Raw genomic sequence first — 19,804 nt, forward strand, 5'->3', positions numbered from 1 at the left:
TCAACTGCTGGTGACGCTCTCGCTGTTGGTGGTGAAGGCGAGCCCGCCGGACGAGGACGTGATCTCGAACCCGAACTGAAGGTCCCCGATGGTCACGTTGCCGAACCAGCCCTTGGTGTCCTTGATCCACTTGAGGATCGGCAGGATGTCGATCGTGCCGGACGAGGAGTTGGAGCTGCGCACGAACGAGAACACGTCGTTGCTGCCGTTGTTGCCCTTGTAGACGGTCCAGGTGGAACCGCCCAGCGTCAGACTGCCCTGCGAGGTGCCGAGCGGGCCGACCGCGCCGGTCTTGTTGACCCAGAGCATGATCTCGTAGGCGTAGTTGGTGTCCCAGATGTCGTACGACGTGTTGTACGCGCCGGACGACGGCACCGTGACGTTGTAGCTGCTCTTGAGCGAACCGAGCGAGGTGATCGACTTCCCGATCACCTTCTTGGCGTTGGGGTAGGCCTTGATGCCGCCGGTGTTGGGGTGGTTGGCGGTAACTCCCCAGTTGGTACCGGAGTTGGCCCAGATGCACTGGGTGCCCGCGCCGGAGCCCCAGATGTCGTTGTACAGCGTGTAGCCGTTCAGGGTCGTGCTGCCCCACTGGTCGCAGGAGCTCCAGACGGCGGCGGAGGCGGGGGCCGAGGCGAGGCCGACGGTGGCGCCGAGCGCGAGGGCGGGGGCCAGCAGGGCCATGACCAGCCTGCTGCGGGTGCGTGTTGCCATGGTGTCCCTTCCATGGGTGGGGGGAGTTGTGTGTGGCTACCGCGCCCCCAGGGTGAGGACGCGGTCTTCTCCGGCGACGAGTTCGAGCGGCTGAGTGCCGGAGGAAGTCCGCAGTTCGACGCGGTGGGTGCGGGTGGGGCGCAGGACCGCGACAGCCGTGTCCGGCGTCCAGGTCAGATCGATCTCCGCCCCGAACCTCGTGCGTACGCCGGTGAGTTGGCCTTGCGGATACGCCGCCGGGAGGGCGGGCAGCAGGACCAGCCGGTCCGGCGTGGACTGCACCAGCGTCTCGATCAGCACGCCGGGCAGGGTGTGTGCGGCGTCCGCGTTGTAGACGTCGCGGTCGGGGTAGTGCGCGCTCATCAGCGAGGCGTGGAAGAAGTCGCCGTCGAGGACCTGGCCGAGGGCGTGCGCGACCCGCTCGCCGTCGCGGAGCCGGGCGGCGACGAGCGCGTGGTGGAGGTGGCCGTGCGCCGAATCGTTCTCGGCGCCCCGGAGTTGGAGCGCGCGGTGCGCTGCGGCCGCGAGGCGCGGGGTGTCGTAGGGGTTGATCTCGTCGAGGGGCCAGACGCCGTAGAGGTGGCTGAGGTGGCGGTGGTCGTAGCTGTCGTCGAGGCCGGGCCAGGCCCATTCGGCCAGCGCGCCCTGGGAGTTGACCCGGTGCGGCGGGAGCCGGTCGGCGAGGGCGCGCCAGCGGTCGGCCCGCGGGGTGCCCGGGTGGTAGTCGGCGGCGGTGCGCAGCGCGTGCCGGGCGGCGGAGAGGTCCATCGCCGCGTTGATGGCACCCCAACTGCCGTTCGCGGGACGGTTCTCCGGCGAGTAGGAGGGGACGAGGACCAGTTGGCCGTCGGAGTCCGTTCGGGTCAGGAAGTCCTCGTAGAACAGGGCGACTTCGGCGAGCGCGGCGGCGGTACGGGGATCGCGCGCGCCCCGCGTCTCGTCGTGGTCGACGAGCGGCTTGAGCAGCCAGTCGGCGCCCGCGGTCCACAGATGCAGCGGGTACTCACGGCTGAAGTGGTACGACAGCCCGGACTCGCCGTCGGTGTGCGCGGGCGCGACGACGCCCCGGGCGCCGAAGACGGCACGGGCGTTCTCCCGCCAGTCGTCGAACTGACGGTGGATCAGGGAGGCGAGGGCGTCGGTGACTTCGGGGAGGGCGGCGCTCGCGGCGGAGGCGGTCTGGAGGTTGAGGTTCGCGTCGTTGGTGAACGCGCCGGACCAGGCCGTGTTCCAGTCGCCGGTCCACAGGCCGGTGAGGCGGGGCGGGAGCAGACCGCTGGCGGAGAGAAGGTGGTAGCGCCCTGCGGCGAAGAGGCGTTCCAGGAGGGCGGGGGTGCTGGGTCGTTTGAGCAACTCGGAGCCGGGGAGGGCGCGTTCGGTGGTGTCGCCCCGGAGGTCGAGGGTGACGCGGGCGTAGGCCGTGTGGTGGAGGACGAGGTGACGGTCGAGGAGGGTGTCGTAGGGCTGCCCTTTATCGGCCTGCCGTTCGCCCGGCTGCCGTCCGTCGGGCAGCAGGGCGCGTAGGGCGCGGGTCTCCGCCGCGACGTCCAGTTCGCCGGTGTGGCGTCGTACGCGCGTGAGGAGCAGGACCTCGGTGGCGCCGGTGATACGAACTCCGTTCGGCGCGAGTCGGGTTGTGCCGCCGGTGACCACGGCCAGGGTCACCCCGGTGTAGGCGCGGTCACTGTCGGGGTAGCGGACACGGAGGTTGAGCAGAGCACCCTCGGGGGTGAGGAACGTGCCGTGGCCGACCACCAACCCCGATGGCGCACCAGGGAGTTCGTGCTCCTGGGCGAGGTCGAGGGTGAGGTCGGCGGCCGTGACGTGCTGGACGATCACGTCGTCGGCGCGGGAAACGAAGACGCGGCTGCGCCAGTCGCCGCGATGGGCGGTGACCTCACCGGTGGTGAAGTCGACGGAGCGGCGGTAGTCGCGTTCCGCGCCGGCGGTCGTCGGCCGTCCGCGCAGTCGGGTCCGAAAGGCCGGGTGGAAGGGCTGGACCCACTGGAGCGGACGCCCGTCCGTGAAGTCCTCGGCGGCCGTGAGATCACCGACGAGCAACCGGTCCTGAAGCGCGGGGAGTTGACCGGCGAGGCGCGGGGGCCGGGCGCGCTCGGCGCCGTTCGGGCGGACGAGCGTGTGATGCGTGACGATGACACGGTCGTCGTCCGGATCACCGAACACGAGAGCACCGTGCCGACCGTTGCCACTGAGGTAGGCGTCCTCCCAGCGGGCGGCAGGGAGAGGTTCCCAGGTGCCGTGGACGGGGCTCTCTTGCGCGGGCCGACCGGTCATGGCCGTAGCACCGCCACGCCGTAGCGGCCGAGAGTGAGTTCGCCCTCGACGGTCGTGTCGGTGAGCAAGTCGTCGTGGCGGCCCGGGACTTCGACGGTCACCGGTTCGCGCCCGTGGTTGAGGAGGAACAGCAGCTCGCCCCGGCGTACGGCCTCGACACCCGCCGGTAGCCCTTCGAGTACCGGGCGGACGCCCGCCTCCGCGGCGACGCGGGCGAGCAGGGCGCGGAGCGCGTACGGCTCGGGGAGCGTGGAGACGTACCAGGCCCTGCCCTTGCGCAGCACGGCCGGTAGCCCCTCCAACTCCCCGCCCTTGTACGGGATCGCCTCGTCGGCGGCGCCGTCCTCGGGCTCGATCTCCTCCGACCAGAGCGTCCCGCGGAAGCCCTCGCACTCGACGGTCTCCCCCGGTTCCAGCGGCCACCACTCGTGCAGGGTGCGGATGCCGAACAGTTCGCGGAGGCGGGCGTCCATGCCGCCGGGACGGACGCGGTCGTCCTCGTCGGCGACGCCGGTGAGGAAGCCGCAGACGAGGGTGCCGCCGCCGCGGACGTACGCGAGGAGGTTGCCGATCGCGGTGTCGGTGAGGACGTAGAGCTGCGGGACGACCACCAACTCGTAGGCGGACAGGTCGTGTTCGGGGTGGGCGAAGTCGGTGGTGAGGTGGGACTCCCAGAGGGCGCGGTGCCAGGCTCGGACGACCTCGGGGTGGTCGACCTCGGTGGAGAGGCGGCCGTCCTGGGCACCGGCCCACCAGGCGTGCCAGTCGTGCAGGATCGCGATGTCCGAGGTGATGTGAGCCCCCGTCACCTCGCCGCCGATACGGGCGAGTTCGGCGCCGAGCTGCTTGACCTCCTGGAAGGTACGGCCCCGCTCCCCCGCGTGACTGAGCATCCCGGAGTGGAACTTCTCGGCGCCCTGCCGGGATTGGCGCCACTGGAAGTAGCAGACGGCGTCGGCGCCACGGGCCACGGCCTGGAGGGACCAGAGGCGGTTGAGGCCGCGCGGCTTCGGGTGGTTCACCCCGCGCCAGTTGACCGACCCGGCCGCCTGCTCCATGAGCATCCACGGGCCGCGCGCCTGCGAACGGGTCAAGTCCTGCACCAGAGCGGCACTTTGGGCACCGAGCGGATCGCGCGGATCGGGATAGAGGTCGACCGAGACGACGTCCTCCTCCTCGGCCCAGCGCCAGCCGTCCTGACCCACCCACAGCGGCATGAAGTTGGTGGTGACCGGGAGGTGGGGGGTGTGCCGACGGACGATGTCCCGCTCGGCGGTGTAGCACTCCAGCAGCATGTCGGAGGTGAAGCGCCGGAAGTCGAGCACATGGGTGGGGTTGTTTAGGTAGTGGGCGTGGCGCGGGGGCAGGACGCCGTCCCAGGTGTCGTAGCCCTGGCTCCAGAACGCCGTGCCCCAGGCCGAGTTGAGGGCGTCGAGTGTGCCGTACCGCGCGCGCAGCCAGCGGCGGAAGGTGACGGCGGCCTCGTCGCCGTAGTCGAAGGTGCAGTACTCGTTGTTGATGTGCCACATCGTGAGGGCGGGGTGGTCGGCGTAACGGGCGACCAGGGCCTCGGTGATGGCGGCGGCGTGGTGTCGGTAGACGGCGCTGGAGTGCGAGAAGTGCTGGCGTCCGCCCCACCACTCGATCCGGCCGTCGGCGTCCCGGGGCAGGGTCTCCGGGTGGAGGCGGCCCAGCCACGGCGGCGGGGAGGAGGTGGGGGTGGCGAGGACGACCCCGATGCCGCTCTCGTGCATCAGGTCCATCAGCCGGTCGAGCCAGCCGAACTCCCTTGCCCCTGGCGCGGGTTCGAGTTTCGCCCAGGAGAAGACGCCGAGGGTGACGGAGTTGACGCCGGCGTCCCTCATCAGCCGGACGTCCTCTTGCCAGGTCTCCTCGGGCCACTGTTCGGGGTTGTAGTCGCCGCCGAAGAGGACGCGTCCACGGGTGGCGTCACCGAGCCGGGGCATCAGATCCGCTCCCCGTACTGGATGCCGCGCCCGTTGGTGGCGAGGTAGACACGGCCGTACACGCGCGGGTCACCGACGATGCACTGACCGGTCCAACCCCACTGGTGTTGGTCGTCGTTGATCCGCACCCAGGTCTTGGCCTCGTCGTCGGAGCGGTAGACGGCGGTAGTGGTCTCGGTGGAGCCGACCTGATAGATCGCGGGGTAGTCGGCGCTGCGGGCGGGCGCGGGGGCGGGTCTGCCGAAGCCGAGGGTGTACGAGGCCCAGCAACTCCCGACCTTGCTGAAGCTCGCGCCACCGTCGACGGACCGGTAGAGCCCGTTCCACTTCACGCTCAGCCACAGGTCACCGGACCTGCCCGGTGCCGCGACCAGCTGGAACTGGCTGTCCCCGGCGGGCAGCCCACCCGCACGCGCAGTGAACGAGAGGCCACTGTCAGTGCTGGCGTATAGCGTTCCTGTGTCGGTGTCGTATGCGTAGAAGAGCGTCGAGTCGGCCGGGTCGGCGACCGGCGTGGCGCCCTTCGGGAAGGAGGAGACCTCGGACCAGGTCGCGCCGTTGTCCGCCGAGCGGTGAGCCGGGTACTTCGTGCCGTCCCAGTGCACGAAGGACCACAGCAGCGTACCGCCGTCGGCGCTGGTGGCGATCGGCCCCGGTGCGTCGTGGGCGATGGAGGGCTGGGCAGCGAAGGGCGCCCAGGTCCGGCCGCCGTCGTCAGAGTAGGCACCGTTGCCGTTGTCGCCCCAGCCCGTGCGGACGACATACGCCGGCCTGCCCGCGGCCTGCGCGATCCCCGTCGCCGACCCGAACACGGGGTTCGCCGCCATGCCGCGCGACGGAGACGCCGTGAGCCGCTCGTGGTACATCACGCCGATGTCCCGCGAGGCGCTGATCAGGTGCGCCTCCCCGACCAGGGGCGAGATCAGCTGGATCACGGACGTCTCCTCCAGGCCACGGATCCGCGGTGCCCAGTGGGTGAGGTCACGGGTGCCGTAGAGCGTGGCGCCGGTGCCGTAGACGACGTGCTTCGAGTCGTACGGGTCGACGGCGACGGCCTGGATCCACCAGCCGAACTTCGGCTGGTCCGCACCCCACTTGAGGAAAGGAGTCTCGGACACGTCGAAGACAGCGGAGTCCTTGAGGGACGTCCAGGTGAGGCCACCGTCGGTGGTCCGGTACAGGGTGTCGACGGCCGCCCAGCGGTTGTTGGTGGAGACGACGACGGTGCCCGCGCGACGGGCGTCGACGGCGACCCCGCCGTAGCCGAAGGTGTCGCTGCCGCCGGGCTGGACGGGGGTGACGTCGGTCCAACGTCCGCTGCCGGGGCCGAACTTGTGGACGCTCCCGGCGGACTGGCCGTTGGGCCCGGGTGCGTCGGCGTACGTCACGTACAGCTCGCGGGCGTGGCGGTCATAGGCGGCACGGATCGGGACCTTGGCGGAGGTGCCGGTGGGCTGCCCGGGGACGGCCTCCCACTTGCCGCCGTCCGTGGTGCGGTAAAGGTTGACGGCGGTCGCGCTCCCGTCGCCGTCACCCCACCCGGCGTAGACGGCACGACCGACGGCGACGAGGAAGGTGACGCCCTGGCCGGACGGGCTCGCGGTAGCGGGGAAGCCGCTGACGGCTGCCCAAGTGGCGCCCCGATCGGCCGACTTGAGCAGTCCGTCGTGCCGGGTGCCGAGCCACAGGGTGTCACTGTCACGCGGGTCGACGAGCAGCCGCTCTCCGGCACCGCGCCCGTCCTCGTTGCCGCCGAGCTTCACGGTGAGATCGGTACGGGTCCAGGTGGCGCCTCGGTCCTCGGAGCGCAGGATCGCGCCGTTGCTCGCCCAGGACTGCGCGTACGTACCGACGGCGAGGTACAGCCGGTTCGGATGCGTCGGGTCGACGGCGAGAGCCTCCACCCCGAGCAGATTCCAGTCGTCCCAGCCGAGTTGGTCGGTGAGGGGGATCCAGCGGGCGGTGCGGTCGTCCCAGCGGTAGGCACCGCCGATGTCGGTACGGGCGTAGGCGAGACCACGGACGGAGGGGTGGAAGAGAACGCCGGTGACGAATCCGGTGCCACCGATGGTGGCGTTGCGCCAACGGTAGGAGGGGCTGACGGTGTCAACTTCCGCCGCGTCAGCTTTCGTTGTGAGGGTCGGCAAGCTGGTAAGCGCGGCGACGGCTGCGGTACTGGCGAGAACGGCACGCCGGCTCGGGCGGGACGCGCGCATGAGACATACCTCGCTCTTTGAGATGGGGTGAGGATTCCTACCTAAGGGGCGCGGTGCTGTATCGATTTGCGGCTCCGCCGCGTGGGCGCGACCAGCCCCAACGCGCCCGCGGACATAAGCGAATCAACCCTTGACCGCGCCCGTCAGCATCCCCTTCTTAAAGTGCCGCTGCACAAACGGCGAAAGCACAGCCACCGGCAACAAGGCCATCACCATGACCGCCATCTGCACGGCCAGCCCCGACAGCTCCCCCGTCTTGATCGCCTGGGCGAGCCCCACCGGAGCCTCCTGCTTCTGCACCAGCTGGATCATGACGTTCTGTAGCGGCATCATGTCCTGGTCGTTGAGATACAGGGACGCGTTGAACCAGGCGCTCCAATAACCCACGGCGTAGAACAGCGTGATAACCGCAAGCACCGCCCGCGACAAAGGCATGACGATCTGCCACAGAATGCGGAAGTCACCGGCACCGTCGATCCGCGCGCTGTCGACGAGTTCCTGCGAGATGCCCATGAAGAACCCGCGCAGGACAAGGATGTTGAAGACACTGAGCGCACTAGGCAGGATCAACGCCAGATAGCTGTCGGTCAGGCCCAGCGACTGCACCAGCAGGTACGTCGGGATGAGCCCGGCGCTGAAGAACATCGTGGCGAGCAGCAGCATCAGGATCCACCGGTGCCCGAGCGACCCGATGCGTGAGAGCCCGTAGGCGCACAGGACGGACACCGTCATGGAGAACGCCGTGCCGACGACGGTGATGAGGACGCTGATGACCGCCGCGCGGGTGACCTGGCCGCCGCTGAGGAGTTCCTTGTAGGCGACGAAGGTGATGCCCTTGGGCACCATGACAAGGCCGCCCGCCTGGTCGATGGTCTTGCGGGAGGAGAGGCTGGTGACGAGGACGATCCACAGGGGGAAGAGGATGCCGAGGCAGGCGAGGGTGAGGACCAGCCCCTTGCCTGCGAGCCCGGCCCTGCTGGGTTCCTCCTCCCAGGTCGGGCGCGGCGGCGCGGCCCAACGGCCCGGCTGTCGTACGGACTTGACTGGCTCGACGGGCTTGTCGATGACGGCGGTCACTTCTTGTACACCCCCTGCTCGCCCATGAGGTGGGCCACTTTGTTCGCGGCGAGGACCAGGCCGAGGCTGATCACGCCCTTGACGAGTCCGGCCGCGGCGGCGTAGCCGAAGTCCTGGTTGCGGACGCCGTTCCACCAGACGAAGGTGTCGAGGACCTCGGCCGCTCCCGGTCCCACGGCGTCGCGTTGGAGCAGGATCTGTTCGAAGCCGACCGTCAGCGCATCGCCCACGCGCAGTACCAGCAGCAGCGCGATCACCGGGCGGAGCGCGGGCAGCGTGACATGCCACATGCGGCGCCAGCGCCCTGCGCCGTCCATCGCGGCGGCCTCGTAGAGGTCGGGGCTGACGGAGGACAGCGCGGCGAGGAAGACGATGATCCCCCAGCCCGCGTCCTTCCACACGCTCTGCGCGGTGATCAGGAACTTGAACGTGTTGGGGTCGGTCATCACGTCGAGGCCGTCGAAGCCGTGTTGACGGAGTAGTTGCGAGAACAGGCCTGCCCCGCCCAGGAGTTGCTGGAATACGGCGATGACCAGCACCCAGGAGAAGAAGTGCGGGAGATAGAGGATGGCCTGGGAGATCGCCCGGACCCGGGGCCTGACCACGCTGTTGATCAGCAGCGCGAGCAGGATCGGGATCGGGAAGAACAGGACCAGTTGGAGCGAGAACAGGACGAACGTGTTCTGTACGGCGCTCCAGAAGGCGGAGTCCGCGAAGATCTGCTGGAAGTTCTCCAGGCCGACCCAGGGGCTGTGCAGCATCGAGACGATGCCGTTGTCGCTGACGTAGGGGTCGTAGTCCTCGAAGGCGACGATGTTGCCGAGGATCGGCAGGTAGTTGAAGACCAGGATGAGCAGGACGGCGGGCAGGGTCATCAGGAGCAGGACGCGGTCGCGTCTGAACCTGAGGCGCCAACCGAGCTTTCCCTTGGGGCGGTTGCGCCGGGTGCCGGTGGCGCCGCCGGACGCCACCGGGGTCTTTTCCGTCGTGTCGGCCTCGGCCCTGCTCCGAGGCACCGTGCTGTGGGACACGGCCGTTCTCCTTGCCTCGGTACCGGGTCAGCTCGTCGCGGTGCCGTTGTCGTCGAGCAACTTCTGGTACCAGGCGCGGAGTTGGTCGCCGCCCTTGCTCTTCCAGTCCGACACGGCCTGCTGCATGTCGCTGATCTTCTTGCGGCCGCGGGTGATGTCGTCCTCCAACTGCTCGAAGTCGTTGGAGAGGTTGGTGTAGCGGCTCGGTTCGGTGATCTGCTGGCCGTAGAACGTCGACTTCTTTGTGAAGGCGCCCATTCGTTGCTGCCACTCGACCTGCGCCTTGGCGACGTCGGGGAAGTCGGGGTGGGCGATGGTCGCGGCGGGGCTGGCGACCATGACGTAGGCGTTGATGACCTCGTTGTTGCCCTGGTCGGTCTTGGTGGGCACACCGTTCTTGACGGTGTAATGGGTGCCTTCCACGCCGTAGTTGGTGAGCATGTACTCCTTGGTGCCGTACGGCGCGGCGGTGACGTTGGCGACGGCCAGCGCGTCATGGATGACGGACTCGGAGGCCTTCTTGCTGATGAAGGCGAAGATGCCGGCCGGTTCGCCGGCCCAGAGCGTCGGGTCGCCGCCGTCGTGGCCGAAGATGTCCATGCCCCAGATCTTGTAGGACGGGTTCTGGGTGGCCTGTTCGGCGGTGCGGCTCCACCACTGCGAGATGTCCTGGGCGTAGATGAGGAACTCGCCGGCGGCGAACTTGGGACCCGGGTCGGTGGCCGCGCTCTTGCCCAACTTGGCGTCCGGGTGCACGTATCCGGCGGCGAACAGCTTGCGCGTCCACTCCAGCGCTTCCAGGTACTCCTGGGTCTCGACGCGGTTGATCAGCTTCCCGTCGACCATGTTCCAGCCGAGCGACTTCTCGCTGCCGGAGAGCACGCCCCAGGCGTTGAAGGCGGTCCACTTCATGTCCAGGCAGGCCCAGCGCTTGGCCTTGGCGTTGGTGATCTCCTTGGCCAGGGCCATGAACTCGTCGGCGGAGGTGGGGACTTGGTACCCCTCCTTGTCGAAGATGTCCTTGCGGTAGAGCGGCACGATGTTGGGGACGTACGAGGACGGCATGGGCAGTCCGCGCAACTTGCCGCCGAAGATGCAGCGTTGCCAGGCGTCGGAGGGGATCGCGGCGAGGTTCGGGTAGTCCTTGGCCTTGTCGCCGGAGAGATAGGGGCCGAGGTCGGCGAACTTGCCGATGATGGCGCTCGGTATCTTGCCGCCCATGTTCCAGCCCGGGATGACCACGACATCGGGGATGTCGCTGGAGGCGAGGACCGCGCCGAGCTTCTGGTCGTAGGTGTTGCCGTCCTGGTTCTGCCAGGCCACATCCACGCCGATCAGGTCGTTCATCGCCTTGTAGTAGGCGTTGTCGCTCTTCGGCGGGGAGCCCCAGAACGGCGACATGATGGAGACCTTGCCGCCCTTGCCGAGCTTCTTCGGGACCGAGGTCTTCAGCGTGGCGAGGTCGAGCTTGCTGGAGAAGCCGATCGCGGAGCCGTTCTTGGAGGGGAGGTCCGGGGTCACCACGTTGCTGGCCACGAACGCCGGCAGCAGTTTCTTGACGCCCTTGCCCTGCGAACTGCCACCGCCCGAGCCGCTGTCCGAGGCGCCGCAGGCGGAGAGCAGCGGTACCCCTCCCGCCACCGCTGCGGCGACGACCGCCGTGGAGGCGAGGAAGCTTCTCCGGCTGGGAGCGGAGGCGGCGGAGGCGTTCGGCGTCATTGCGTCAACCCTTCATGGCGCACCAGGACACCCGGCGGTGGAGCCGTCGGCTGCGGTGTCTTGAGTGGAACAGAGCACTTAGTCGAAGCGCTTCGATGTTGCTGCGAGGTTAAGTGAACGTCCAAGGGTGCACAAGGGTCGCTTCCAAGATTCCTCCGAGGTGTGCGGGGTGACCTGTCCGTATGTGCTGCTTGAAATAACGGTGAAGGTCTCTTGACACCTGCTCCTCATCGAATCAGCATCGAAGCGCTTCGAAAGAGCCGCGCCGCTCCATCGCAAGGGGAACCCCACGTGACCGCACAAACGCCGCCTACGCCGCCTTTCCGCGACCCGCAGCTGCCGTTCGCGAAGCGCATCGACGATCTGTTGGCGCGGCTGTCCCTCGACGAGAAGATCGGATTTCTGCACCAGTACGCGCCCGCCGTGGACCGCCTGGGCGTCGCCGCGTTCCGCACCGGCCAGGAGGCCCTGCACGGGGTGGCCTGGATGGGCCCGGCGACGGTCTTCCCACAGGCGGTGGGCCTGGGCGCGACCTGGAACGAGGAGCTCGTACGACGGGTCGGCGATGCGGTGTCCAAGGAGGTCCGCGCGATGCGCGCCCGCGACGACCGCGTCGGCCTCAACGTCTGGTCCCCCACGGTGAACCTGCTGCGCCACCCGCTGTGGGGCCGTAACGAGGAGGGCTACTCGGAGGACCCGAGGCTGACCTCGGCGATCGCCACCGCGTACACGCGCGGCCTGCGCGGCGACCACCCGACGTACTGGCGTACGGCGCCCGTCCTCAAGCACTGGCTGGCGCACAACAACGAGACGGGCCGTGACGTCACCTCGTCCTCCGTCCGCCCGCGCGTGCTGCACGAGTACGACCTGCGCGCGTTCCGCGAGACGGTCGAGGCGGGCGCGGTCGCCGGGGTGATGCCGGCCTACAACCTGGTCAACGGCCGCCCCAATCACGTCTCGCCGTATCTGCGCGAGCAGTTGCGCACCTGGACCGACGAGGACCTGCTGGTCTGCTCGGACGCGGGCGCGCCCTCCAACCTGGTCGACTCCGAGCACTACTTCGACACGCACGAGAAGGCGACGGCGGCCTCGCTGCTCGCCGGCGTGGACAGCTTCACCGACCACGGCACGGACGGCTCGATCATCGTGGCGCGGGTCCAAGGCGCCCTGGATCAGGGCCTGTTGACCGAGGCGGACCTCGACGCGGCGGTGCGCCGTCAGCTCTCGGTCCGGTTCCGGCTCGGCGAGTTCGACCCGGCGCACGACCCGCACGCGGGCATCGAGGACTTCGACACCCCGGCACACCGGGCCCTCGCCCAGGAGGCCGCCGAGCAAGCGGTCGTCCTCCTCAAGAACGACGGCGACCTGCTGCCCCTCGCCCACGACACCCGCCTCGCCGTGGTCGGTCTGCTCGCCGACGAGTGCAAACTCGACTGGTACAGCGGCACGTTGATCCACCGCTCCACCCCGCTGGAGGGCCTGTACGAGCGGTTCGGCGCCGAGCGCGTCGAGTTCGCGGAGGGCGTGGACCGGGTCCGGCTGAAGACCTCCCAAGGCGCCTACCTGCACGTCCCGTTGGCGGACGTGGCCGACGAAGTACGGGGCGCGGAGGGCGCGTTGGACCCGGCCCTCCTCGCGGGCCGCACCGATCTGCCTCCGCTCACCACGGACGCCACGGGCACGGAACTCGCGCTCGTCGACTGGGGCGAGGGCGTCCTCACCCTCCGCGCCCCGGACGGCCGTTACCTCTCGGTCGCCGAGGACGGCTATGTGCGCGCCTCCGCCGACCAGCCCGGCGGCTGGGTCGTCCAGGAGACATTCCGCCTGGAACCCCACGAGAACGGTCACCTCCTGCTGCACATCGGTACGGGTCGCCACGTCTCTGTCGCCGCCGACGGCGTGAAGGTTGCCGAGGAGGGCGCGGAAGTTTTCGAGTTGCTGATCGTGGAGCGCGGCGAGGACGCGGTGGCCCGGGTCGCCGAGGCGGCGGACGTGGTGCTCGTCGTCGCGGGCAACGACCCGCACATCAACGGCCGCGAGACCGAGGACCGCACGACCCTCCAACTGCCCGCCCACCAGCAGCGCTTGCTGCGCGCGGCCCGCGCCGCGAACCCGAACACAGTGCTGGCCCTGGTCTCCGCGTACCCATACACGGTCGACCCCACTGACCTCCCCGGCCTCCCCGGCCTCCCCGCGATCCTGTGGACCGCCCACGGCGGCCAGGCGGCGGGCACCGCCCTGGCCCGCGTCCTCGCCGGCGACGTCTCCCCCGCCGGCCGCCTTCCCCAGACCTGGTACGCGGCCGACGCCGACCTGCCCGACCTCCTCGACTACGACGTGATCGGCGGCGGGCAGACGTACCTCTACTTCGAGGGCACCCCGCTGTTCCCGTTCGGCCACGGCCTGTCGTACGCGTCCTTCTCCTACGGCGGCTTGCGGTTCCGGACCGAACTCGGCGCGGTGCACGTGGAGTTCACGGTCACCAACACCGGGGACGTGACGGCCGACGAGGTCGCGCAGTTGTACACCAGCGCGGTGAACCCGTCGGTACCCCGCCCGCTCAGCGAACTGGTCGCACACCGCCGCGTGACCCTCGCCCCGGGCGAGACGGCGGAACTCTCCTTCGAAGTCCCGCTGTCCGCCTTCGAGTTCTGGGATGTGAAGCGAGGCGGCCGACGTCTCGAACCCGGGCTGTACGACCTCTTCGTCGGCGCCTCCAGCGAGGACATCCGCCTGCGGACGACCGTGACGCTCACCGGTGAGGCCGCCGCACCCCGCGATCTCCTCCAACGGGGCCTGCCGGCGGCCGACTTCGACGAGCAGTCGGGCGGCGAGATCGTCGACCGGACGAAGACGGCGGGCGACGCGGTGACCCCGGTGGACGGCGACACGGCCGAACTGGTCTACCGGCACTGCGACTTCGGTGCCGGGGTCACGGAGGTGACCGTGGAAGTGGCGGGCGAGGGGGTCGTAGAACTGTCCCTGGACGGCGGTCCGACACTCGCCCGACTCACCCGACTCGCCCCGCCCGCACCGACATCCGGGCCGTACGACTACACCACGCTCGGCGCCGGGGTCGTCGCCGAGGGCCTGCACGACGTGCACATCAGGCTGCGCGGCCCGTTGCGGCTCGCGCACGTCGGCTTCTCCGGCTGAGGGTCCGGAAGCAGGCCGACGGAAAGTAGGGGCCCGGCACCGGAAGGCATCGGCGCCGGGCCCCCACAGGGAGACTATATGAAAATGGTTCCCATTAGCTAGGGCTGTCGGGTGAGAGGACGGTCAGAGCGCGAGGCCCGTCAGCACCAGCACCCGCTCGTACGTGTAGTCGTCCATCGCGAACTTCACGCCCTCGCGGCCGACACCGGACTGCTTGGCACCGCCGTACGGCATCTGGTCGGCGCGGTAGGACGGGACGTCGCCGATCACGACACCGCCGACCTCAAGCGCGCGGTGGGCGCGGAACGCGACCTGCACGTCGTGGGTGAACACCCCTGCCTGGAGGCCGTACTTGGAGTCGTTGGCGGCGGCGAAGGCGGCGGCCTCACCGTCCACCTTCGTCACGGTCAGCACCGGTCCGAAGACCTCCTCGCAGGAGATCGTCACGTCGGCCGGTACGTCCGTCAGCACGGTCGGCGCGTACGAGGCGCCGTCGCGCTTGCCGCCGGTGAGGAGAGTGGCGCCGGCGTCGACGGCCTCCTGGACCCACGACTCGACGCGCTGCGCGGCGGCCTCGCTCACCAGCGGACCGACGTCGGTCTTGGCGTCGGACGGGTCACCGGTGACCTGGGCCTCCACCGCCGCGACGATGCGCGGGAGGAGACGGTCGTAGACGGCGGCATCCACGATGACCCGCTGCACGGAGATGCAGGACTGGCCGCCCTGGTAGTTGGAGAAGGTGGCGATACGGGTCGCGGCCCAGTCGAGGTCGGCGTCGGAGGAGTAGTCCCCGAGGACCACGGCCGCGCCGTTGCCGCCCAGTTCCAGGGTGCAGTGCTTGCGCGGCACCGAGTCCATGATCGCGTAGCCGACCTTCTCCGAACCGGTGAAGGAGATCACCGGCAGCCGCTCGTCCTGGACGAGGGCGGGCATGTGGTCGTTGGCGACCGGCAGGATGTTCCACGCGCCGGCCGGCAGCTCGGTCTCGGCGAGCAGGTCGCCGATGATCAGGCCGGAGAGCGGGGTGGCCGGGGCCGGCTTGAGGATGATCGGCACGCCGGCCGCTATCGCGGGCGCGATCTTGTGGGCGCAGAGGTTCAGCGGGAAGTTGAAGGGCGCGATGCCGAGGACGACGCCCTTCGGGAAGCGCCGGGTGAGGGCGAGCCTGCCCTGGCCGCCGGCGTCGGTGTCGAGGCGCTGGGCCTCGCCGCCGTTGAAGCGCCGGGCCTCCTCGGCGGCGAACCGGAACACGGACACGGCCCGGCCGACCTCGCCGCGCGCCCACTTGATGGGCTTGCCGTTCTCGGCGGAGATCAGTTGCGCGATCTCCTCGGTGCGCTCGGCCAGGCGTCGGCTGACGTGGTCGAGGGCGGCGGCGCGGACGTGGGCGGGGGTCGCGGCGAACTCGTCCCGTACGGCGTACGCGGCGGCCACCGCCTCCTCGACCTGGGCGTCGGTCGGCACACTGACCTTGCCGACGAGGCGTCCGTCCCACGGGGAGGTGACGTCGAAGGTGTCCTCGCCGTCGGCCTGACGGCCGGCGAGCCAGAAGGCGTGGGTGGAAGTCATGTCCCGGCCCTTCCGCGTTGGGGGTGGTCTTGGGGCTTCTCCCTCCACCGTAGGTGCGGGGAGGCCGCGGTGCGTTTAGCCGAGTCGTAGTGGTACCGGACGGGAACACTACAGTTCGGCAGGGCCCGCTCACTCCGCCGCGGCTGTCGCCTTCAGCGCGAGCCACAGCTCCATGCGCACGTCCGGATCGTCGAGGGACCGGCCGAGGATCTCCTCGACCCGCCGCATCCGGTACCGCAGGGTGTGCCGGTGCACGCCGAGATCGGCCGCCGCCGCGTCCCACTGCCCGTGCCGGGACAGCCACGCCCGCAGCGAGGCGACCAGGTCGCCGCGCCCGGTCGCGTCGTGCTCGGAGAGCGGCCGTAGCAGCCCGTCCGCGAAGGCCCGTACGGCGTCGTCGGCGAGCAACGGCAGCACCGACCCGGCGGCCAGCTGCTCGTGCTCGACGAACACCCGCCCGCGCCGCCGGGCCACCGAGAGCGCCTGCTCGGCCTGCTTGTAGGCGGCAGCGGCGGCGATCGGCCCGGCCGGTGCGGAGAGCCCGACGACCGGTTCGCCGTCCTCGCCCCGCTCCCGTACGTCGGCGGACGCGCGCTCGGCCTCCAGCGCCGCCGCGTACGCGCGGCAGGCGTCGACGGCCGCGCCGCCGTCGACGGCGAGCACGACGAGCCGCTCCGCCTCTTCCGGCCCCTCCGGTACGACGAGTACGGCCTCCCCGGAGCGGGCCGCCGCCGACTCCATGACCTCGGCGAGCCCGCCCAGCGGATCACGGTCCGCACCGGTGCCCTCCCCCACGATCACCCGGAACGGCGCGTCGAGGAGCGCGCCGAACAGGTCCCCGGCGACCGCCCGCGCGTGGTCCGGCTGCCCGGCGAGCAGCAGCCGCAGCACCGCCGCGCCGATCCGCTGCTCGGCGGCCTGGAGGGAGCGGGAGCGTTCCGTGGTGAGCGTGAGGAGCGCGATCGCGGAGTGGACGGCGTACCGTTCCGCCGTCCCGAGCGCGGCGGCGGTCCCCACGGCGAGGGCGGCCTTCGGGCGTCGGCCGGTGCCGAGGGAGTGCAGTTCGACGCGGTCCTCGTTGTCCGGGCCGCCCACCACGGAGGAGGCGGGCGCGGGGCGCTCCCGCAGCCGCTCCACGTCCGCCGTGAGCCGGGCGGCGCGGCGGCCGGCCCACTCCGGTGCGGTGGCGACGACGGCGCCGGACGTGTCGTAGAGCGCGGCCCACCCGTCGACCTGCGCGGCGAGTACGGTGAGCAGCCCCTGCGGACCGTCGGCGAGCGCCTGCCTGGTCAGCTCGCGCTGCGCGGCGAACCCGGCGGTCACGGCCCGGTACTGATCGGCGGCGATGGCGGCCGAGACGGCCTTGCTGATCGCGATGAACGGGGTCCGCCGGGGCACTTCGAGCAGCGGCAGCCCCTCCTCCGCAGCGGTGTCGACCAGCGCCTTCGGGATCTCGTCGTAGTTGACCCCGACGGCGAACCCGAGCCCCACGACCCCCGCCCCCACCAGCCGCCTCACATACCGCCGCATGGCCTTGGGATCCTCCGCGTCCAGCTTCAACGCGGTGATCAGCAGCAGTTCCCCGCCCTCCATGTACGGCACCGGGTCGGCCAGCTCGCTGACATGAGCCCAGCGCACGGGCACGTCCAGACGGTCCTCGCCCGCGCGCACGGTGAGCTTGAGCGCGGAGTGGTGGACGAGCGAGGCGAGGGTGGGGGGCATGGGGCCTTCAGTCGAAGAAGATCAGGCGCGGACGATCAGTGCGGTCTTTTGGCCGCCACGTATGAACGACCTGCCCCGATTCTGCCTCACCGTACGGTCGTGACGCCCACGTATGTCCGGGTCAGTGCCCGGGGTCGCGCAGGTCCACCAGCAGCGGCGGCGCGTGCTCCCCCTTCACACTGGTCAGCGACAGCACCGCGTGCCCGGCCGGGACACCGTGCGCGAGCTCGGACGCGGACCAGCGCTCGCGCTCTACCTGGCGGACGGTGACGGCCCGGGCGGTCGGCGCCTTGCCGGTGATCACCCGGCGCAGCATGTGCACGGCCTTGCCGGCCGGGGTCTCCGCGATGATCTGCCGGTCGGTGACGTCCCGTGTCTCGGTCCACTCCTTGCCCCACACCTCGGCGAAGTCCTGCCCGTCCCAGGGGGTCACTCCGGACAGTGCCATACGGCATCCGGTGGCGCCGAGGAGCGGGCCGCGGAGGGGGCGGGGGGCGTCGTCGAGGGTGCGGAGGGTGAGGACCACGCCGGCGTTGGCGGTCCGCAGCCGCTGAATCCCGCGCACGGCCTCGGGTGTCACCACTCCACTGGCGTCGTCGAGCACCAGACACGCGAACAACGACCGGTCCTCCCGCACCGCCACACTCGCCGTGAACTGCGCGAGCACCAGCCGAGCGAGCATCCGCGAGGCATCTGCGTGACCTCGGGCGGGGAGGTCGATACGGACTCGGACGGGGTGGTCGAGGGCGCGCAGCGAGAAGGGCCGTGACTGGCCGGAGGTGTTGAAGAACTCGGCGAACGCGGGCCGGTCCAGCAGCGCAATACGGTCGGCAAGGGCACCCGCGGGGTCTCCGGGCTGTCCCATCTGCCGCTCGCGGGCATCGAGTTCACGCAACTGGGACTCCTGTCCGGAGTCCTGAAGACCCTTGCGCAGCCCGGCCAGCGGAGCGGGGGCGCCTTCGAGGAGCTGCCGCAGTTCCGGTACGGAGGGGAAGCGGCCGTGGACGGCCCGGTACGGTCCGAGCAGTTGGGCGAGCACCGTGACGGCTCGACGGACGTCTCCGCCGGAATGGAGTTCGACGAGGTCGCCGACGAGCGCCTCGGCCAGTACGGCCGCTGCCTCGTCCACATCGGTGGTGCCTCCGTACAGGTCCAGGTCGTAGACCGATTCCGGATGCCCGACGCGGACGACAACGTCGTAGGCCGACGTGGGCCCGAGGTCGGTGCCGGCCGTGGCGAGCACCACTACGGCGGCGCGTCCGACGAGTGCCTGCAGGCACAGGGACTCCGCCAGGGGGCGTACGACGGAGGCCGTCTTGCCGGAGCCGGCGGGGCCGACGGCAAGCAGCGAGGTGCCCAGCAGGTCGGTCCCGAGAGCCAGTCCCGTATCCCGGTAGGCGTACGGATTTCGTGCGTCGTCGGCGGTGGTGCCGAGCCTGACCTGGCCGGTGACCATGTCGTGCCGAGCCAGGCGCATCGGCAGGTCACGGTCGCCGGAGGGGTGCAGGCAGGCGGCGGCACCGTCGGAGAGCACGGCACTGGTGAAGGAGGCGAGGCTGTGCCGGCCGCCGCGTACGCCCTGCCAGGCGCGGGCGATACGCGCGTGGTCGACGTCGCGCATCTGGCCGGTCTCTGCCGCGGCCGAGAGTCGTTCGGCGGCTTCGTGGGCGCCGGCCGCGCGGAGCTGGTTCCAGCGGGCAGGGTCTTCTTCGGGTGCCGGCGCGGGCGCCTGACGTGGTTCGAGGCGCTTGAACCGGGGTGCCACGAACCGCCGCCAGATCTCCCCCCACCGGCCCAGTTTGCCCACCGCCACCATGATGATCACGGCGATGACGAGTTCGTAGCCTTCGTAGACGAGGGCGTTCATGACGTCGCTGTCGCCGCCGCGCCAGGCGTCGGGGATGAGCAGTTTGAAGGGGAGCAGCCACCAGCTGCCCAGGTAGCCGTTCTGCAGCAGGGACCAGACCAGCCATCCCACGAGGAAGGCGACGAGTGCCCCGCTCAGCAGTTGTCGGGCCGGGGTCTGGTCGGGTTCCTCCGCTGCGCGCGGGCGGTAGCCGAATCGCCAGATGCCGGGCGCGGCCTGCGGTCGGGCCGTGCGCAGCCAGGCAAGGAACGCGGAGCCCTCCTGAGGTACGAGCGGGAACCCGGACGGCGGCGGTGGGCTGGAGGAAAACGCGCCCGGCGCGGCTGCTTCGTAGGGCTGCGGGGCCCTCGCCCTGGGCTCCCAGGTGGGCCGGGGCGGCACTCCGGGCACCTCCGCAGGCCCCGCCGGACGCGGCACAGGATTCGCGTGCGTACCCCGTGCGTCCCGCGTCCCGTCGCTGTCCATCGTCCC

The 19,804-nt window shown here is 70.4% G+C and carries 11 protein-coding genes; 1 reads left to right on the plus strand and 10 read right to left on the minus strand.

The window, feature by feature from the left end:
- From ACWIHT_RS19360 to ACWIHT_RS19390, 7 genes are all read right to left on the minus strand, one after another.
- Window positions 1-714 (minus strand): glycoside hydrolase family 12 protein, encoded by a 714-nt coding sequence (locus ACWIHT_RS19360; protein WP_019074788.1) that lies wholly within the window; start codon window positions 712-714, stop codon window positions 1-3.
- A 36-nt stretch (window positions 715-750) separates the two neighbouring features.
- Window positions 751-3,009 (minus strand): glycosyl hydrolase family 95 catalytic domain-containing protein, encoded by a 2,259-nt coding sequence (locus ACWIHT_RS19365; RefSeq protein WP_456169334.1) that lies wholly within the window; start codon window positions 3,007-3,009, stop codon window positions 751-753.
- Window positions 3,006-4,976, minus strand: a complete 1,971-nt coding sequence (locus tag ACWIHT_RS19370; protein ID WP_456169335.1) for a beta-galactosidase — start codon at window positions 4,974-4,976, stop codon at window positions 3,006-3,008. The genes ACWIHT_RS19365 and ACWIHT_RS19370 overlap by 4 nt, the downstream gene beginning before the upstream one ends.
- Complete coding sequence (locus tag ACWIHT_RS19375) at window positions 4,976-7,192, minus strand: 1,4-beta-glucanase (protein ID WP_456169336.1); 2,217 nt, start codon at window positions 7,190-7,192, stop codon at window positions 4,976-4,978. Before ACWIHT_RS19375 ends, ACWIHT_RS19370 begins: the two co-directional genes overlap by 1 nt.
- Window positions 7,193-7,315: 123 nt before the next feature.
- Entirely contained in the window at window positions 7,316-8,269 is a 954-nt protein-coding gene (locus ACWIHT_RS19380) for a carbohydrate ABC transporter permease (protein WP_456169337.1), read from the minus strand.
- Window positions 8,266-9,300, minus strand: a complete 1,035-nt coding sequence (locus tag ACWIHT_RS19385; RefSeq protein WP_456169338.1) for an ABC transporter permease — start codon at window positions 9,298-9,300, stop codon at window positions 8,266-8,268. The genes ACWIHT_RS19380 and ACWIHT_RS19385 overlap by 4 nt, the downstream gene beginning before the upstream one ends.
- A 27-nt stretch (window positions 9,301-9,327) precedes the next feature.
- Window positions 9,328-11,019, minus strand: a complete 1,692-nt coding sequence (locus ACWIHT_RS19390) for an extracellular solute-binding protein (RefSeq protein WP_456169339.1) — start codon at window positions 11,017-11,019, stop codon at window positions 9,328-9,330.
- Between the two features lie 291 nt (window positions 11,020-11,310).
- On the opposite strand from ACWIHT_RS19390, the gene ACWIHT_RS19395 reads away from it, so the two are divergent.
- The gene (locus tag ACWIHT_RS19395; protein ID WP_456169340.1) at window positions 11,311-14,175 is read left to right on the plus strand and encodes a glycoside hydrolase family 3 C-terminal domain-containing protein; all 2,865 of its coding nucleotides are present in this window, start codon (window positions 11,311-11,313) and stop codon (window positions 14,173-14,175) included.
- A 123-nt stretch (window positions 14,176-14,298) separates the two neighbouring features.
- Here the strand turns inward: ACWIHT_RS19395 and ACWIHT_RS19400 are convergent, their stop codons facing one another.
- The 3 genes from ACWIHT_RS19400 to ACWIHT_RS19410 form a co-directional block, all read right to left on the minus strand.
- Window positions 14,299-15,744, minus strand: coding sequence for an aldehyde dehydrogenase family protein (locus ACWIHT_RS19400; protein WP_456169341.1), 1,446 nt, complete (start codon window positions 15,742-15,744; stop codon window positions 14,299-14,301).
- Between the two features lie 129 nt (window positions 15,745-15,873).
- The gene (locus tag ACWIHT_RS19405) at window positions 15,874-17,466 is read right to left on the minus strand and encodes a PucR family transcriptional regulator (RefSeq protein WP_456169342.1); all 1,593 of its coding nucleotides are present in this window, start codon (window positions 17,464-17,466) and stop codon (window positions 15,874-15,876) included.
- A 121-nt stretch (window positions 17,467-17,587) separates the two neighbouring features.
- Window positions 17,588-19,798, minus strand: a complete 2,211-nt coding sequence (locus tag ACWIHT_RS19410) for an ATP-binding protein (RefSeq protein ID WP_456169343.1) — start codon at window positions 19,796-19,798, stop codon at window positions 17,588-17,590.
- Between the last annotated feature and the right edge of the window lie 6 nt (window positions 19,799-19,804).

The sequence above is a fragment of the Streptomyces sp. NPDC002276 genome, from assembly GCF_053891435.1.

Bases quoted from the DNA above. Each gene is read 5' to 3' on its own strand.
- ACWIHT_RS19360 (WP_019074788.1), bottom strand. From the start codon at position 714: ATGGCAACACGCACCCGCAGCAGGCTGGTCATGGCCCTGCTGGCCCCC.
- ACWIHT_RS19365 (WP_456169334.1), bottom strand. From the start codon at position 3,009: ATGACCGGTCGGCCCGCGCAAGAGAGCCCCGTCCACGGCACCTGGGAA.
- ACWIHT_RS19370 (WP_456169335.1), bottom strand. From the start codon at position 4,976: ATGCCCCGGCTCGGTGACGCCACCCGTGGACGCGTCCTCTTCGGCGGC.
- ACWIHT_RS19375 (WP_456169336.1), bottom strand. From the start codon at position 7,192: ATGCGCGCGTCCCGCCCGAGCCGGCGTGCCGTTCTCGCCAGTACCGCA.
- ACWIHT_RS19390 (WP_456169339.1), bottom strand. From the start codon at position 11,019: ATGACGCCGAACGCCTCCGCCGCCTCCGCTCCCAGCCGGAGAAGCTTC.
- ACWIHT_RS19400 (WP_456169341.1), bottom strand. From the start codon at position 15,744: ATGACTTCCACCCACGCCTTCTGGCTCGCCGGCCGTCAGGCCGACGGC.
- ACWIHT_RS19405 (WP_456169342.1), bottom strand. From the start codon at position 17,466: ATGCCCCCCACCCTCGCCTCGCTCGTCCACCACTCCGCGCTCAAGCTC.
- ACWIHT_RS19410 (WP_456169343.1), bottom strand. From the start codon at position 19,798: ATGGACAGCGACGGGACGCGGGACGCACGGGGTACGCACGCGAATCCT.